Origin of the sequence: Hydrogenophaga sp. UC242_50 (assembly GCF_042697355.1) — a bacterium.
Taxonomy (GTDB): Bacteria; Pseudomonadota; Gammaproteobacteria; order Burkholderiales; family Burkholderiaceae_C; genus Hydrogenophaga.
Genome location: NZ_CP170553.1, coordinates 2,608,511 through 2,623,123, shown reverse-complemented (window position 1 = coordinate 2,623,123; position 14,613 = coordinate 2,608,511). Strand labels below are relative to the sequence as shown.

Here is a 14,613-nt window from a genome sequence, read left to right as displayed (position 1 = left end):
CGCCCTCACGCCGCGCATGCCACCTCCTCCCGCCCCGCCCGGCGCCGCCTCTTCCTCGGCCGAGTTTTCCCTCAAGCGAATCGCGGTGCCGGTCTTCGGCCCGTCCCTGCTCTTCGGGCTGGGCGAAGGCGCCATTCTCCCCATCATCCCGCTCGTGGCGCGCGAGCTGGGCGCCTCCGTGCCCATGGCCGCGCTGGTCGTCGCGCTGATGGGCCTGGGCTCGCTGCTCAACAACATTCCCGCGTCGCTCATCACCATGCGCTGGGGCGAGCGCTGGGCCATCGTCGCCGCAGGCCTCTGGAGCGCCCTGGGCATGGCGCTGTGCGTGGGGACCTCGCACCTGGCGCTGTTCGCCACGGGCTGCCTCATGGTGGGCATGTCCCGGGCCGTCTACAACCTGGCGCGCCAGAGCTACATGGCCGAGGCCGTGCCGATCGCGTACCGCGCGCGGGCGCTCTCGACACTGGGCGGGGTGAGCCGCATCGGCATGTTCATCGGCCCGTTCCTCGGTGCGGCCGCCGTGCATGTGTTCGGCCTGGCCGGCGCCTTCGGCGTCGGCATCGCAGGGGTGGTGGCTGCGGCCGCCCTCGGCGCGCGCGTGCCGGACCTGGAGACGCCTCACCTGCCGGCCGGCCAGACGCCGCCCGCGGCCACCACCATCGCCTCCACGCTCAGGGACCACCGCCAGGTGTTCCTCACGCTCGGCATCGGCGTGGTGCTGGTCAGCGCCGTGCGCGCCTCGCGCCAGGTGGTCATACCCCTGTGGGCGGATCACCTCGCGCTGGCGCCGGCCGTGGCCTCGCTCATCTACGGCCTGGCCGGCGGCATCGACATGCTGGTGTTCTACCCCGCCGGCAAGGTGATGGACCACAAAGGCCGGCGCTGGGTCGCCGTGCCATCCATGGTCATCATGGGCACGGCGCTGCTGCTGATGCCCTTCACCTCGGGCTTCACCACACTGCTGCTGGCCTCGCTGGCCATCGGCTTCGGCAACGGCATCGGCTCCGGGATGATCATGACACTGGGCGCCGACCATTCCCCGCGCCATGGCCGCGCGCACTTCCTGGGCGTGTGGCGCCTCATGTCCGACATCGGCGCCTCGTGCGGGCCGGTGCTGCTCTCGTTCCTGGCCGGCAGCCTCTCGCTGGCCACCGGCATCGCCGTCACCGGGCTCATCGCCTTCGCGGCGGCGGGCTCGCTGGCGTATTGGATTCCCCGGACACACGCCGCCGGACGGTGACGGCGCCTCACTCGGCCGTTGCTGCGATCGACTCGGTGTAGATGAAGCTGCTGCACGCCGCCACGAAGGCCCGTGGCGTCTGCCGCGCGCCGAAGCCGTACACACGCACCCCCTCGCGCCGCACACCGAGCGCCAGCGGCGTGAGATCGCTGTCCGACGACACCAGGCAGACCGCATCGAACTGCCCCGTGTTCACCAGCGACATCGCCTCCACGCTGAGCATGATGTCGGCCGCGTTCTTGCCCTTGGCGTATGGGAAAAGCTGCACCGCCTCGATCGCGTTGTAGAGCAACACGTTCTTGAAGCGGCTCATGTGGGGCCGCGTCCAGTCGGCGTACGCGCGCTTGACGATGAGCGCGCCGTAACACGCCGCGCGCAGCAGGATGGAACGGATCAGTGTGTGAGAGACGTTTTCCGCGTCGATCAACACGGCAATCTTCTGTTGCTTGTGCTGCAGCCTGGGCATGGAGTGCCTGCCTTCCCTGTTCGTTGGAGAACAGCCGCCGCCACACAACACAGAGTGGCGGCGGCCCGAACGGGCTGAGAACCGGGCATCGCAGTGGAAACCGGCAGGACCTTTCGGACCTCCCGTCCGGGCCGCCAAAACATGGGACCAGAACGACAGAGGCTGCAATCCTTGTCGATGTGATGCAGCCTCTTGGACTGCGATGCAACGGGTTCTCAGGCCCGTGCTCACCTTTTTCGTGAGCGGGGAAGACTTTACATCAATACGACGAAAGCATTCATGCAGAACGCAAGAAAAATCTGCCGCGGGCACCGGTCTCGGTGGCCGGTGCGGGTTGGACCTGTGCTGTTAGCCTTGCAGGGTCGGCAAGGCCTCCGCCATGCCGGCCCCGGCGAACGTGCCCCAATTTATAAAAGTGAATTCACCATGACCAGCCCGCTGTACAACGCCTCCGTCCCCGTCCTTCAGCAGATGCTGCGCGCCCTGTCCGATGTGCTCAAGAAAGCCGAAGACCACGCGACGCAAAAGAACATCGATCCCAACGCGCTGCTGCAAGCGCGGCTGTTCCCCGACATGTTTCCGCTGGTTCGTCAGGTCCAGATCGCCGCTGACTTCTCCAAGGGCATCGCATCCCGCCTGGCGGGCGCCGAGGTGCCTTCCTGGCCCGACACGGAAGCCAGCTTCGCGGACCTGCAAGCCTTGATCGCCAAGGCCTTGGCCCACATCGGCTCCTTCAAGCCCGAGCAATTCGATGCCAGTGAAAGCCGCGAAATCGTGTTGCGCCCCGGCACCCCCAAGGAAAAGAAGCTGATCGGCAGCGCCTATCTTCTGCACTACGGCCTGCCGCAGTTTTTCTTCCACGTGACCACCGCCTATGCCATCTTGCGCCACAACGGTGTTGAGGTCGGCAAGCGCGACTACATGGGTGCCTATTGACGCAAGACGCCTGAGTGCAGCCGGGCGCCAAGCGCGCCTTGCCGCGCTCGCTCAGGCGCCGGTCTCACGCAGCGCGGCCTCAAGGCTGGCAAGGATCTGGGCCCAACCCTGGCGTGCACGGTCGGCGTAATCCTTCCACTCAGGCTGCATCTCCGCCGTGAGATGCAGCGTGCAGCCGCCATCCGCTTCCGGCGTGATCTCGATGGTCACGATGTCGAAGGTCGGCGATGCGGCCGGGATACCGAATGTGAACACGAGCCGCCGTGGCCGCTCCATGACGAGGTACTCCCCGGTGTGCTCCACATCGCCGTCGGGACGCCTGTCGGTCAGCACGAACTGCCCGCCGACACGCGGGTCGATGTCGCAGCGGACCATCTCGCCGGTTTCAGTCGAGAACAGGAAGCGGCTCGCCAGGCGCGCATCGAGCCAGGCATCGAACACCCTCTCGGCCGATTGGCGGAATCTGTGATGGACAGCAACTGCGAGATGGTCTTCGCTCTTCATGATCGATGGACTCCTTTGGTTTGCCGGGATGAAATTGCATCCTCCTCGTCCAGCAGCGCCTGCAGGCGCTGCAATCGGCCCGCCCAGTCGCGTTGGCGCGACTGAAGCCAGTCCGACGCCTCTGCCAGCGGTCGCGGTTCGAGACGCAGGATATGTTCGCGGCCAGAGCGGCGGCGCGTGACAAGGCCGGCGCGCTCCAGGATGCGGATGTGCTTGGACACGGAGTTGAGCGAGATGTCGAACGGCACGGCCACCTCGGTCACTCGGGCTTCGCCCAGGGACAACCGCGCCAGGATGGCGCGACGGGTCTCGTCGGCCAAGGCGACGAACATGTTGTCGAGTCGGTTGGCCGTCAACGCGTTATTCATTCACCCATTTTGGTGAATATTTATCAAGCTGTCAACAGAACTCGAGACGGGACGTTCCACTGCCTGCTCGCGAAGCGGAGCGTGCGCGCTGCGCAACATCCAGTGGCAGCGCTGCGCCCCATCAAGCCTTCACTTCGACCACCTGTTCGAAGCCGCCGAAGATCATGCGTTTGCCGTCGAAGGGCATGGGCGGGTTGCCGGGTTTGGACGGGTCCATGCGCGGGTCTTCCATCATCTTCTTCATGGCCGCGTCGCGCGTGGCTTTGTCCGGCCATTCGACCCACGAAAAGGCCACCGTCTCCTCGGCCGTCGCCTGGACCGCACGGCGAAAGTCGGTGACTTTGCCGTCAGGGACGTCGTCGCCCCAGCCCTCGATCACACGAAGGGCGCCCAGCTCGATGAATATCGGGTCGAACTGGCGTGCGTGTTCAATGAACTTCTGCTTGTTGGCGGTGGGAACGGCGATCACGAAACCATCGATGTAAGACATATCAGACTCCTGTGGGGTTGACCTGCAAGGTGCCCCCTATGGGCACCTTGTAGCTACACGACGAACGACAGCAGGACAAATCGACACGACCTTCCAGCGTCAGGTCTCAACAGCCGTCGTGAACGTATCGAAGGACATGGTGAGCAATGCCGGAGCGCGAGGCTGTAGGACAGCCGCGCTTTTTGCGGGCGGGCCTCGCGTGCAAAAATCGACCGCAGCCGCGACGATCCAGCCAGGAAAGCACCAGCACCCATGGACAACGACCTGACCCAAGCCCTCGCCAGCGCCGAATGGCTCGGCCGCCACGCGGTCCCCATGCTCGCCGCCGCGCTGGTGCTGGTGCTCATCGCCGTCGCCGCCTTCGTCATCGGCTTCAGGCGCTACGGCAGCTACGCCGCGTGGGACCGCTGGCCGCGCCCGCTGCTGCTGGGCGTGTGCCTGGCGCTCGGCGCGGGTGTGCTGGTCGCCACAGCTTCGCTGTTCGCCGAGATGCTGGAGGTGTTCGACGCGGACGAGGAGATCGGCCAGTTCGATGTGCGGCTCACCGAGACCCTGGCGCGCGAGCTGCCGCCTTCTGCCCTGCGCTTCTTCGGCAACCTGACGCACCTGGGCGACCCTCTGCCGCTGACGCTGCTGGTGAGCGGCGTGGGTGTGCTGTTGCTCGTTCGCCGGCGCACCTCGCTGGCCTTGGGCTGGGTGGTGGCGTGCGCGGGTGCGGGCGCGCTCAACCGGGTGCTCAAGCACATCTTCGAGCGGGTGCGCCCCTTGCACGACCACGGCTTCGCGCAGGCCGATGGCTACAGCTTTCCCAGCGGGCACACCTCGGGTTCGCTGGTGGTGTACGGCATGCTGGCCTACTTGTGCCTGCGCTTGCTGCCGCCGCGCTGGCATCTGCCCAGCGTGCTGCTGGCCTCGGCCTTGGCTTTCAGCATCGGCTGGAGCCGCGTGATCCTGCAGGTGCATTGGGCGAGCGATGTGGTCGCCGGCTTCGCCTTTGGTGTGGCGTGGTTGACGGTGTGCATCGCCGCGATCGAGATCACCCGGCGCCGCGCCCGCGCGTAGCCGGTCGGTTCGGAAGGAGACATCATGGGTCGCAAGGAATTCGAAGTCTCGCTGGCGGGCGGCGTGCACGCCCAGCTGGCGCGCATGGCCGGGCAGTGGCAGGGGCGCTTTCGCCTCTGGTTCGAGCCGGGCGAGCCGGCCGAAGACTCGGTGCAGCGCGGCAGCATCCGCGTGCTGCTGGGTGGCCGCGTGCTGTTGCACGAGTACAGCGGCCACTGCGGCGGTGAGCCCATGGAAGGTGTGGCGCTGATCGCGCACCACCTGGACGAGCGCCGCTACGAGTCGGCGTGGGCCGAGAGTTTCGGCACGGGCACGTCCCTCATGTTCAGCACCAGCGCGCCTGGCGACCCGCGCCTGTCGATGCTGGGCAGCTACGCCGACGGCCAGGGCGGCCCGCGCTGGGGTTGGCGCACCGCGATCGATCAGCCGAACGACGACACGCTGGACCTGCGCATGTACAACATCTCGCCCACCGGCGAAGAGGCCTTGGCCGTCGAGGTGAATTACCGCCGCGTCTGACATGCACAGATGGGGTAAGAGCAGCGGCGAAACGGGCGCCAGCGGTTGATGCCAAGGGAAATCTTGCCCAGAATCCAGCAGCGTCCTCTGGCGCAAGACCTGCGGGCCGATCCGCCAGGTTCAACAACAACAACAAGGAACGCCTCTTGGCCAAGTCTCTCATCCGCGTGATGCTCTCCAGCCGTTGCCTGGACACCTTCCCCGCCGACAGCAAGACCACCTTGACGGACCTGCGCCAGGCGCTGAAATCCGAGATCGAGTCCGCGCAGGTGCTGGGGCGAAAGCTGTTCGAGGTCTGGATCAACGAAGACGCGCCGCCCGCCGAAGGCACGCAGGACAGCTGGGATGCCTGCCTGCAGGCCGTGCGCGACTGCGATGTGCTTATCGTGCTGAGCAACGGCAACGCGGGCTGGGCCGCGGGCGAGCAGGACATCGGCATCTGCCACGCGGAGTACATGGAGGGCCTTCGCTCGGCGCAGGCCAAGGTGCGACTGGTGGCGCTGCCGACCGTGGCCGAGGCCAAGGGCGCGGCGGGTGAGCGCAACCGGCGCTTCCAGGACTATCTCTCGCGGCAGACGGCCTTCCGGGGCGGCGAGGTGAAGACGGTGGCCGACGCGAAGAAGCGCGTGTTCGAAGCGCTCTCGGATGCCGTGATCTCGCTGGCGCAACGCGGCGTGCAGGCGGGTGCCTCGACGCGCTTCGATGTCGGCGCGGCCCTGGACGGTGTGGTGGTCAAGCTGGATGGCAAGGACGTGGCGGTGGTGGTTCATGCGATTCCGGCCTCGTTCAGCGTGGCCGCCGCGCGCGAGCTGGTGGGGCGGCCCTTTCTGGAGGATCACCAGCGCATCGACTTGCTGGCTTCGGCGCACGGGCCGCTGCACCTGATCGCCTGCCACCGGGGCGCGACGGAGACCCAGGCCACCTCGCTGCTGGGGTTTCCGGGCGCGACGGTGGTGAGCGGCCCCTTCGGGGTGTTCGTGGCGGACGACGTGCAGAAGGTGCAGTTCGCCTTCCTGGCCAACTGCCGCGACGACACGCAGACGCGCCACGCGAGCCAACGGTTTTTCGAATGGCTGCAGCAGACGGGCGAAGCGGCGCTGGTGGCGCGCAGGGCGGTGTCTCGCGCCCGCATCGTCAAGGTGGTGGCGAAAGAAATGGATGTTTGAAAGGGGAGACGACCGTGAATGAAAAGGATCTTCTGCTGGGGCCGGTGTTGTCGTTCCGCGGCATCGGCAAGGGTGATGTCTGGAAGGTGAGCGCGCTGATGGGCCTCAAGGCGGGCGCGGCCGTGCCTGTGCTGGAGGTGGACGGCAAGGCCTGCCCCGCACCGAAGGAGCTGCTGGCGATCCCCGGCGAACGCTATCTGCGCTACGACGTTTCCTGCAAGGTCCTGAAGAGCGAGCGCACGGTGAGCTACGGCGTGCCGGGCGGACCGACGTGGCGCATGACGGTGCCGGGCAAGGATTTCTCGCCGCGCATGGCCTATGTGTCGTGCAACGGGTTTTCCGACCCGGCCGTGATGCGCAAGCTCATCCGCACGTCCGATGCGGTGTGGGAAGACCTGCTCTACAGCCACGACCGCGCGCTGCGCAGGAAGAAGGGTGCGGGTGAAGTCAAGCTGCTGGACAAGGAACAGCTGTGGCACGAGACGCGCATCCACGACAAGGGCCTGCAGCGCTTTCACCTGATGCTGATGGGGGGCGATCAGATCTACTTCGACTCGATCTGGGAAGACATCAAGTCCCTGCGGCAGTGGGTGGCCTTGCCCCGGCAGGCGCAGCTGGACTTCAAGGTCACCAAGGCGCTGGAGCGCGAGATCGAGGCCTACTACTTCGGGCTGTACAAGCACCGCTGGCTGCCCGCTGAGCGCAAGCCCTGGTCGTCGCCCACGCCCGCGCTGGATGCGAGCGCGGCGATGGCGTCCATGCCCACCATCATGATGTGGGACGACCACGACATCTTCGACGGCTGGGGTTCGTACAGCTGCGAGATGCAGAACAGCCCGCTTTTCCAGACGCTGTTCCGCCACGCCCGGCGCGCCTTCTGGGTGTTCCAGATGCAGCATGCGCTGGAAGATCTGCCCGAACTGGAAGACACGACGCCGGCGGGTTTTTCCCGCCAGGACCCGCTGCTCAAACCCATCGCCTGGAGCCAGGTGCTCGCCAAGGATGCGCTGGCGCTGCCCCTGCTGGATGGCCAGCCGGGCTTCACCTCCGCGCACGCCATCGGGCCGGTGGCCATCGTGGCGGCCGACCTGCGCACCGAGCGCTCGCGGGCGCAGGTGATGGGCTCGGACACCTGGGGCCAGATCAAGAAATGGACGACCAGCCTGGCATCCGGCAACGCGGGCACCCAACCCAAGAGCGCGTGCCAGCACCTGCTGTTCATGTCCTCGGTGCCCGTGGTGCACCCGAAGCTGCCCCTGGCCGAGCTGCTGATGGACAAGTTCGGGCAAGAGCACGTCACCGACAGCAATGCCGACGACCTGAAGGACCATTGGTCCCACGACGACCACGAGGGCGAGCGAAAGCGCCTGCTGGAGGTGCTCTCCAACCTCGCGCGCGACAAGAAGATCCGCGTGTCCCTGGTGTCCGGCGATGTGCACGTCGCGGCCTGGGGCACGGCCTACCGCAAGGACCTGCCGGCCACGGAGACCTGGTCCCAGATCCATCAGTTCACCTCGTCGGCCGTGGTGCATCCCTCGCTCATGGGGGTGATGGAGCGGCTGTTCCTGTCGTGGCTGAACAGCAATGCCAAGCAGCCGCAGAACATCGACGTGCAGTACGTCGCGGAGGTGATGCCCTTCCCGGGGCACGACAAGCATGTGATGGCGGCCCGCAACTGGCTGGCCCTGGAGCTGGACATGGGGTCGGCCGAAGGGTGCAAGCTGTGGGCCACCTGGCGCTGCGAAACCGAGACCAGCTTTTCCAACCACCTGCTGGCCGTGGCGCCCATCGCGCCCTGAGTCAGTCCCCCGCCGACGCCGTGTGCGGATCGGTCATGGCGGTGCGCCGCGCCACCTCGCGCTTGGCATACGCCGTGGGCGACAGGCCCGACCAGCGCCGGAACGCGCGCGCGAACACCTTGTCGGACTCGTAGCCCGCGTCCTGCGCCACCTGGGCCAGCGGCAGGTGGCCGGCTTCCAGCTGTTCGGCCGCCAGCGCCATGCGGTGCCCGCCCAGGTAACCCATGGGCGTGTCGCCCACCAGGGCCTTGAAGCGGTCGCTGAAGCGCGAGCGCGACATGGCGGCCTCGCGCGCCAGGGTCTCCACCGTCCAGCTGCGCGCGGGTTCGCGGTGCATGGCGGCGATGGCACGGGCGATCGCGGGGTCGGACAGGCCGCGCCACCAGTTGGCCTCCACCGGGCCGGCGCCGCGCAGCAGGTGGCCGCGCAGGATGTTGATGAGCAGCAGCTCGCCCATGCGGCTGGCCGAGAGGCGCCAGCCCGGGCGCTGGTCCAGCGTTTCGGTGACGAGCGTTTCCATGGACGCGGCCAGGATCACGGCCGTGGGCAGTTCGCTCGCGCGCACGTGGATGAGCGGCGGCAGCACGCTGAGCACGGAGTGCCGGCAGTAGGCCGAGAACCAGAGCAGCGCGCTGAACATCTCGCAGCCCTCGCCGCCGCCGCCGTGGCGCAGGTCCAGCGGCGCTTCGTCGCGCGCGCCGGGCGTGCGCTGGGTGAGCAGCTGGGCGAAGGGCACGGTGGGCGCGTCGGGCGCGGAGCCCATGCGGTGGGCCGCGCCCAGCGGCATCATCACCAGATCGCCGGGCTCCACGCGCAGCGGCCCGCCGCCGCCGGCCGCTTCCACCCACCAGGGCGCGCCGCGCGCCATGCGGATCATGGCGGCGCCAGACACCCCATTGGAATGCAAGCCCCAGGGCGCAGACAGGTGGAACCGGGCCGTGACCGCGCGTTCGGCGCGGCAGATGGCGAGCACTTCGCTGAGGACATCCATGGACGAATCGTACCCATTTCAGGCGCCCAAGCGGTTGAGTGCGCGGGGCCCGCGCTGAACAATGCACGCTTCGACATTGCAGGAGCAGCCCCATGAGCAGTTTGAAAATCGGTATCGCCGGCGGCGGTGTGGGCGGTCTGGCCGCCGCGATCGCCTTGCGCAAGCAGGGCCACGAGGTGACCGTGTTCGAGCAGGCCAAGGGCTTCTCGCGCGTGGGCGCGGACATCAACCTCACGCCCAACGTGGTGCGCGCCATCGACGGCCTGGGTGCGGGCGCCTTTATCCGCCGCACCGGCGCCCAGCCCACCTTCCGCATCAGCCGAGACTGGGACACGGGCAAGGAAACCTCGCGCCTGGGCATGGGCAACGTCGCCGAAGAGCAGTACGGCGCGCCGCAGGTCACGATCCACCGCGCCGACATCCTGGCCGCGCTGGCCGAGCAGTTCCCCATCGAGCAGATCGCGTTCGACAAGCGCCTGAAGACGCTGAACCAGAGCGACGCGGGCGTGACCCTGCAGTTCGACGACGGCAGCGAAGCCAGCTTCGACGTGGTGGTGGGCGCCGACGGCATCCACTCGCGCGTGCGCACCGCCCTGTTCGGCGAAGAGAGCCCGCGCTTCACCGGCGTGGTGTCGTTCCGCTCGGTGGTGCCCACCGAGCGCGTGAAGCACGTGCCCGAGATCGAGGCCTTCACCAAGTGGTGGGGCCCCAACCCGCAGAGCCAGATCGTCACCTTCCCGCTCAACCAGGGCAAGGAGACCTTCGTCTTCGCCACCACCGGCCAGGAGAGCTGGACCGAAGAGTCCTGGACCAGCCCGGGCGACGTGCACGAGCTGCGCGGCTTCTACAAGGACTTCCACGCCGACGCCCGCGCCCTGCTCGAGGCCTGCGACACCACACTCAAGAGCGCGCTGTACGAGCGCGAGCCGCTGCCGCAGTGGTCGCAGGGCACGGTGACCCTGCTGGGCGATGCCTGCCACCCCATGCTGCCCTTCATGGCGCAAGGCGCGGGCATGGCGATCGAAGACGCCGTGGTGCTGGGCCGCGCGCTGGCCGGTGTGGGCACCCGTGCGCAGGCCGCCGAGGCGCTGCGCCGCTACGAGAAGACGCGCCAGGAGCGCACGGCCAAGATCCAGATCGGTTCGCGCGGCAACCAGTGGATGAAGGGCCAGGGCAACGCCGACTGGGTCTACGGCTACGACGCCTGGAACGTGCCGCTCGCCCAGGCCTGAGATTTCCCCACCTTTCCCTAGGAGACACACCATGAAAAACCAGAAACGCCACTTCACCCTGGGCCTGATCGGCCTCGCGCTCGCCTCGGCCCTGCCCTTCGCGGCGGCGCAGACCTTCCCGAGCAAGCCCATCACCATCGTCGTGCCCTTCCCGCCCGGCGGCGGCCCCGACCTGGCCGCGCGCGTGCTGGCCGAGAAGATGGCGCCCAAGCTGGGCCAGCCGGTGGTGGTGGACAACCGCCCCGGTGCCGGTGCGCTGCTGGGTGCCGGCGCGGTGGCGCGCTCGACCGCCGACGGCCACACGCTGCTGCTCACGCCCAACACCATGGTGATCTCGCCCCACGTGCTGCCGGCCGGCGCGGGCGGTGGCGTGGACGTGCACAAGGACCTGGTGCCCGTGATCTCGCCCGCCACCACGCCCATGGTGCTGGTGGCGCAACCCCTCGCTGGGCGTGACCAACCTCAAGGCCGCGCTGGAGGCCGCGCGCAAGTCGCCCGGCCTGCCCTACGGCAGCCCCGGCAATGGCTCGCCCATGCACTTCGCGGGCGAGATGCTCAAGAGCGCGGCCAAGGTCGATCTGATGCACGTGCCCTACCGTGGCGTGGGCCCCTCCATCACCGCCGCGCTCAGCGGCGAGGTCAAGCTGCTGTTCACCGGCCTGGGTGGCGCGGTGCCGCACATCAAGGGCGGCAAGCTGGTGCCGCTGGCGCTGACCGAAAAGAAGCGCTCGCCGCTGCTGCCGGATGTGCCGACCGCGACCGAGCAGGGCGTAAGCGGCGTCGAGGTGAACGCCTGGTACGGCGTGTTCGTGCCGACCGGCACGCCCGCGCCGGTGATCGCGCGCCTGAACCAGGCCTTCAACGAAGCGCTGCAGCTGCCCGACGTGCGCGAGAAGCTCGCCGGCGCCGGCCTGGACGTGCTGGGCGGCACGCCGCAGGTGCTGGCCGACTTCATGAAGGCCGACAACGAGCGCTACGGCAAGCTGGCCAAGGAACTCAACATCAAGGCCGATTGAGGCGCACAGCGGCATGGCACGGCGACCGAACTTCCTGCTGTTCATCACCGACCAGCACCGCGCCGACCACCTCGGCTGCTACGGCAACACCGAGGTGCGCACGCCGCACATCGACGCGCTGGCGGCGCAGGGCTGCCGCTTCGACGACTTCCACGTCGCCACGCCCATCTGCCAGCCCAACCGCGCCTCGCTCATGACCGGGCGCCTGCCCAGCGTGCACGGGCTGCAGATGAACGGGCGCGAGCTCTCGCTGGGCGAGCGCACTTTCGTGGAGACCTTGCGCGAGGCGGGCTACCAGACCGCGCTGGTGGGCAAGTCGCACCTGCAGAACATCACCACCCTGCCCACGGCCTGGCCCGGCAAGGGCCCGCGCCGCCCGCACGAGGCCCTGCGCCCCTACCCGGGGCGCTACGGCCAGGAGGTGTGGCAGCGCTGGGAGGAAGACCCGGCCCACGAGCTGGAGCTGCCCTACTACGGCTTCGAGCAGGTCGCGCTCACCATCGGCCACGCCGACGAACAGCACGGCCACTGGCGGCGCTGGCTGCGGCAGCAGACGCCCGACGCGGACCGCCTGATCGGCCCCGCCCACGCGATCCCCACGCCCGACCTGCACCTGGCCCGCATCGGCCACGCCTGGCGCACCCGCGTGCCCGAAGCGCTGTACCCCACGGCCTACATCGCCGAGCAGACCTGCCACGCGCTGGACCGCATGGCGAGCGCGGAGCAGCCGTTCTTCATCCAGTGCTCGTTCCCCGACCCGCACCACCCCTTCACGCCGCCCGGCCGTTACTGGGACCTGTTCCGGCCCGACGACGTGTCGCTGCCCGCGTCGTTCCACGCCGAGCTGACCGACCCACCACCGCCGGTGCAATGGCTGCGTGAGCAGCGCCGCGACAACCCCGCGTTCCGGCCCGGCTACGGCAGCTTCGCCTGCTCCGAACAGGAAGCGCGCGAGGCCATCGCACTGAACCACGGCAGCCTGGCCAACATCGACGACCACATCGGCCTGGTGATGGCGCGGCTGCGCGCGCTCGGCCTGGACGAACACACGGTGGTGATGTTCACCAGCGACCACGGCGACCTGCTGGGCGAGCGCGGCCTGATGTTCAAGGGCGGCCTGCACTACCCCGCCCTCACCCGCGTGCCCTTCATCTGGCGCGATGGCGCGCAGGCACCGGCCACGGCGGCCACGGCCGCGCTGACGCAGACCATCGACATCGCGGCCACCGTGCTGGAGCGCGCCGGCCTGGAGCCCACCAACGGCATGCAGGGCGCTTCCCTGCTGCCGGTGGTCACCGGCCAGGCGAGCGGGGTGCGCCAGCAACTGCTGATCGAGGAAGAAAGCCAGCGCAGCGATTTCGGCATGGACCGCCGCGTGCGCATGCGCACCCTGCGCAACCACGACCACCGCCTCACGGTGTACGACGGCCAGCCCTGGGGCGAGCTCTACGACCTGCGGCAGGACCCGCTGGAGCTGCGCAACCTGTGGGCCGACGCGGCCTCGCTGCCGCTGCGGCAGTCGCTCATGGAGCAGCTGGCGCGCGCCATGCTCACGGCGGCGGACACCAGCCCCTACCCGGGCGCCGCCGCCTAGAAAAAAAAGGCCCGCTCGAGCGGGCCTTTTCTTTTGAAGATGCGGTGGGTCAGACCAGCGTGCGCAGCCAGGCCGCGCAGTCCTGCGAGGCCTGCACCGGCCAGTGCACGGTGATGGTGGTGTCGCCGCGCCGCACTTCCACGCGGATGTCCTGACCCGAGCCGCCCCACAGGCGCGCCCAGAAGCCGGGGCGTTGCGCGCTCGCCTCCGGCGGCGGCGTGGGCTCGGGACGCGCCGGGGGCGGCGGCACCGGCTCCACGGGCACGGCGGCTTCGACGACCACCGGGGGCACCGGCACGTCCACCGCCGCCCCGGTGCCGCCGGCCAGGCGCGCCGCCGCGTTGACGCCGAACTCATCCCACATGCGGTCGGCCTTGGTCTTCATCACGCCCAGGCCGAAGGTGCCCATGCGGCCGAGCACGTCCACCTTGACCTTCATGCGCAGCTCGGTGCCACCGCCCTCGCGCTCCTGCAGCCACATCTCGCTGTTCTGCTTGAGCGAGCTGGCCGCCGAGGCGTCCTCGCCCGTGCCTTCGGCGCGCAGGTAGCGCGGCTCGTCGCGTTCGACGATGCGGGTCTTGAGCTTGAAGCGCGCGCTGATGAAGGCGATCTTCACCTTCATCACGGCCACGTACTCGTCGTCGCTCACGACCTCAATGGACTCCATGCCGGGCACGCAGGCGCCCATGGCATTCGGGTCCAGCAGCAGGGCCCAGACACGCGCCGGTGGCGCGTCCAGCAACAGGGTTTTTTCAATTTCCACGCATCTTCTCCGCAGCGGTCAGGATGGATTCGACGATCTGGGTGTAGCCGGTGCAGCGGCAGAGGTTGCCGTTGAGGCCATGGCGCACCTCGTCTTCGCTCGGCGAGGGGTTGGCCGCCAGCATCGCGCACGAGGTCATGAGGAAGCCCGGCGTGCAGTAGCCGCATTGCAGGCCGCCGCACTGCATGAAGCTCTCCTGCAAGGGGTGCAGGGTCTCGCCCTGCGACAGGCCTTCCACGGTGGTGATGGCGCGGCCGCTGTGTTGCACCGCCAGGCTCAGGCAGGACTTGACGACCTGCCCGTCGACCAGCACCGAGCAGGCGCCACAGATGCCGGTTTCGCAACCGCGCTTGGTGCCGGTGAGGTGCAGGTCGTCGCGCAGAAAGTCGGACAGCAGGCGCCGCGCGGGCACGGTGCTCTGCACGGCCTCGCCGTTGACGGTGAGGGTGATGGGGTGTTGGCTCATG

At 68.5% G+C, this 14,613-nt stretch carries 16 protein-coding genes and 1 pseudogene; 10 read left to right on the top strand and 7 right to left on the bottom strand.

Annotation, left to right across the window (positions count from 1 at the left end; all coding sequences use genetic code 11):
* Positions 1–16: 16 nt before the first annotated feature.
* Complete coding sequence (locus ACFJGX_RS13500; protein ID WP_382328567.1) at positions 17–1,240, top strand: MFS transporter; 1,224 nt, start codon at positions 17–19, stop codon at positions 1,238–1,240.
* A gap of 7 nt (positions 1,241–1,247) precedes the next feature.
* Here ACFJGX_RS13500 and ACFJGX_RS13495 read toward each other — a convergent pair whose 3' ends face one another.
* The gene (locus tag ACFJGX_RS13495; RefSeq protein ID WP_382320698.1) at positions 1,248–1,706 is read right to left on the bottom strand and encodes an NYN domain-containing protein; all 459 of its coding nucleotides are present in this window, start codon (positions 1,704–1,706) and stop codon (positions 1,248–1,250) included.
* A gap of 426 nt (positions 1,707–2,132) precedes the next feature.
* Between ACFJGX_RS13495 and ACFJGX_RS13490 the strand changes: the two genes are divergently transcribed.
* Entirely contained in the window at positions 2,133–2,642 is a 510-nt protein-coding gene (locus tag ACFJGX_RS13490) for a DUF1993 family protein (RefSeq protein WP_382320700.1), read from the top strand.
* Between the two features lie 51 nt (positions 2,643–2,693).
* Here ACFJGX_RS13490 and ACFJGX_RS13485 read toward each other — a convergent pair whose 3' ends face one another.
* The 3 genes from ACFJGX_RS13485 to ACFJGX_RS13475 form a co-directional block, all read right to left on the bottom strand.
* Positions 2,694–3,146 carry an SRPBCC domain-containing protein gene (locus ACFJGX_RS13485; RefSeq protein ID WP_382320702.1) on the bottom strand — a complete coding sequence of 151 codons (453 nt, stop codon included), beginning with the start codon at positions 3,144–3,146 and terminating at the stop codon, positions 2,694–2,696.
* Positions 3,143–3,478, bottom strand: a complete 336-nt coding sequence (locus ACFJGX_RS13480) for an ArsR/SmtB family transcription factor (protein ID WP_382320705.1) — start codon at positions 3,476–3,478, stop codon at positions 3,143–3,145. Before ACFJGX_RS13480 ends, ACFJGX_RS13485 begins: the two co-directional genes overlap by 4 nt.
* Before the next feature lie 157 nt (positions 3,479–3,635).
* Positions 3,636–4,004 carry a DUF1428 domain-containing protein gene (locus ACFJGX_RS13475; RefSeq protein ID WP_382156601.1) on the bottom strand — a complete coding sequence of 123 codons (369 nt, stop codon included), beginning with the start codon at positions 4,002–4,004 and terminating at the stop codon, positions 3,636–3,638.
* 252 nt (positions 4,005–4,256) lie between these two features.
* On the opposite strand from ACFJGX_RS13475, the gene ACFJGX_RS13470 reads away from it, so the two are divergent.
* From ACFJGX_RS13470 to ACFJGX_RS13455, 4 genes are all read left to right on the top strand, one after another.
* On the top strand, positions 4,257–5,066 hold the full coding sequence (locus ACFJGX_RS13470) for a phosphatase PAP2 family protein (RefSeq protein ID WP_382328565.1): 810 nt from the start codon (positions 4,257–4,259) through the stop codon (positions 5,064–5,066).
* A 24-nt stretch (positions 5,067–5,090) separates the two neighbouring features.
* On the top strand, positions 5,091–5,585 hold the full coding sequence (locus ACFJGX_RS13465; RefSeq protein WP_382320709.1) for a DUF1579 domain-containing protein: 495 nt from the start codon (positions 5,091–5,093) through the stop codon (positions 5,583–5,585).
* A gap of 146 nt (positions 5,586–5,731) precedes the next feature.
* Complete coding sequence (locus ACFJGX_RS13460; protein ID WP_382328563.1) at positions 5,732–6,751, top strand: DUF4062 domain-containing protein; 1,020 nt, start codon at positions 5,732–5,734, stop codon at positions 6,749–6,751.
* Between the two features lie 14 nt (positions 6,752–6,765).
* Positions 6,766–8,550 carry an alkaline phosphatase family protein gene (locus tag ACFJGX_RS13455; RefSeq protein WP_382320713.1) on the top strand — a complete coding sequence of 595 codons (1,785 nt, stop codon included), beginning with the start codon at positions 6,766–6,768 and terminating at the stop codon, positions 8,548–8,550.
* A 1-nt stretch (position 8,551) separates the two neighbouring features.
* Here ACFJGX_RS13455 and ACFJGX_RS13450 read toward each other — a convergent pair whose 3' ends face one another.
* On the bottom strand, positions 8,552–9,541 hold the full coding sequence (locus tag ACFJGX_RS13450) for a cupin domain-containing protein (protein ID WP_382320715.1): 990 nt from the start codon (positions 9,539–9,541) through the stop codon (positions 8,552–8,554).
* Positions 9,542–9,633: 92 nt separating this feature from the next.
* Here ACFJGX_RS13450 and ACFJGX_RS13445 point away from each other — a divergent pair, with 92 nt between their 5' ends.
* The 4 genes and pseudogenes from ACFJGX_RS13445 to ACFJGX_RS13430 all read left to right on the top strand — a co-directional run bounded on the left by ACFJGX_RS13445 (position 9,634) and on the right by ACFJGX_RS13430 (position 13,383).
* Positions 9,634–10,773, top strand: coding sequence for an FAD-dependent monooxygenase (locus ACFJGX_RS13445; RefSeq protein ID WP_382320717.1), 1,140 nt, complete (start codon positions 9,634–9,636; stop codon positions 10,771–10,773).
* A gap of 31 nt (positions 10,774–10,804) precedes the next feature.
* Positions 10,805–11,155: pseudogene (locus ACFJGX_RS13440) on the top strand (Bug family tripartite tricarboxylate transporter substrate binding protein); the annotation flags it as partial.
* Between the two features lie 70 nt (positions 11,156–11,225).
* Positions 11,226–11,789 carry a Bug family tripartite tricarboxylate transporter substrate binding protein gene (locus ACFJGX_RS13435; RefSeq protein WP_382328561.1) on the top strand — a complete coding sequence of 188 codons (564 nt, stop codon included), beginning with the start codon at positions 11,226–11,228 and terminating at the stop codon, positions 11,787–11,789.
* A gap of 13 nt (positions 11,790–11,802) precedes the next feature.
* Complete coding sequence (locus ACFJGX_RS13430) at positions 11,803–13,383, top strand: sulfatase (RefSeq protein ID WP_382320722.1); 1,581 nt, start codon at positions 11,803–11,805, stop codon at positions 13,381–13,383.
* 49 nt (positions 13,384–13,432) lie between these two features.
* Here the strand turns inward: ACFJGX_RS13430 and ACFJGX_RS13425 are convergent, their stop codons facing one another.
* Entirely contained in the window at positions 13,433–14,146 is a 714-nt protein-coding gene (locus ACFJGX_RS13425) for a CoxG family protein (RefSeq protein ID WP_382328559.1), read from the bottom strand.
* Positions 14,136–14,612, bottom strand: a complete 477-nt coding sequence (locus ACFJGX_RS13420; RefSeq protein ID WP_382320726.1) for a (2Fe-2S)-binding protein — start codon at positions 14,610–14,612, stop codon at positions 14,136–14,138. The genes ACFJGX_RS13425 and ACFJGX_RS13420 overlap by 11 nt, the downstream gene beginning before the upstream one ends.
* Between the last annotated feature and the right edge of the window lies 1 nt (position 14,613).

Coding starts and splice junctions, on each gene's coding strand:
- ACFJGX_RS13450 (WP_382320715.1), bottom strand. CDS start 9,541: ATGGATGTCCTCAGCGAAGTGCTCGCCATCTGCCGCGCCGAACGCGCG.
- ACFJGX_RS13495 (WP_382320698.1), bottom strand. CDS start 1,706: ATGCCCAGGCTGCAGCACAAGCAACAGAAGATTGCCGTGTTGATCGAC.
- ACFJGX_RS13480 (WP_382320705.1), bottom strand. CDS start 3,478: ATGTTCGTCGCCTTGGCCGACGAGACCCGTCGCGCCATCCTGGCGCGG.
- ACFJGX_RS13500 (WP_382328567.1), top strand. CDS start 17: ATGCCACCTCCTCCCGCCCCGCCCGGCGCCGCCTCTTCCTCGGCCGAG.
- ACFJGX_RS13430 (WP_382320722.1), top strand. CDS start 11,803: ATGGCACGGCGACCGAACTTCCTGCTGTTCATCACCGACCAGCACCGC.
- ACFJGX_RS13470 (WP_382328565.1), top strand. CDS start 4,257: ATGGACAACGACCTGACCCAAGCCCTCGCCAGCGCCGAATGGCTCGGC.
- ACFJGX_RS13485 (WP_382320702.1), bottom strand. CDS start 3,146: ATGAAGAGCGAAGACCATCTCGCAGTTGCTGTCCATCACAGATTCCGC.
- ACFJGX_RS13465 (WP_382320709.1), top strand. CDS start 5,091: ATGGGTCGCAAGGAATTCGAAGTCTCGCTGGCGGGCGGCGTGCACGCC.
- ACFJGX_RS13445 (WP_382320717.1), top strand. CDS start 9,634: ATGAGCAGTTTGAAAATCGGTATCGCCGGCGGCGGTGTGGGCGGTCTG.
- ACFJGX_RS13490 (WP_382320700.1), top strand. CDS start 2,133: ATGACCAGCCCGCTGTACAACGCCTCCGTCCCCGTCCTTCAGCAGATG.
- ACFJGX_RS13475 (WP_382156601.1), bottom strand. CDS start 4,004: ATGTCTTACATCGATGGTTTCGTGATCGCCGTTCCCACCGCCAACAAG.
- ACFJGX_RS13420 (WP_382320726.1), bottom strand. CDS start 14,612: ATGAGCCAACACCCCATCACCCTCACCGTCAACGGCGAGGCCGTGCAG.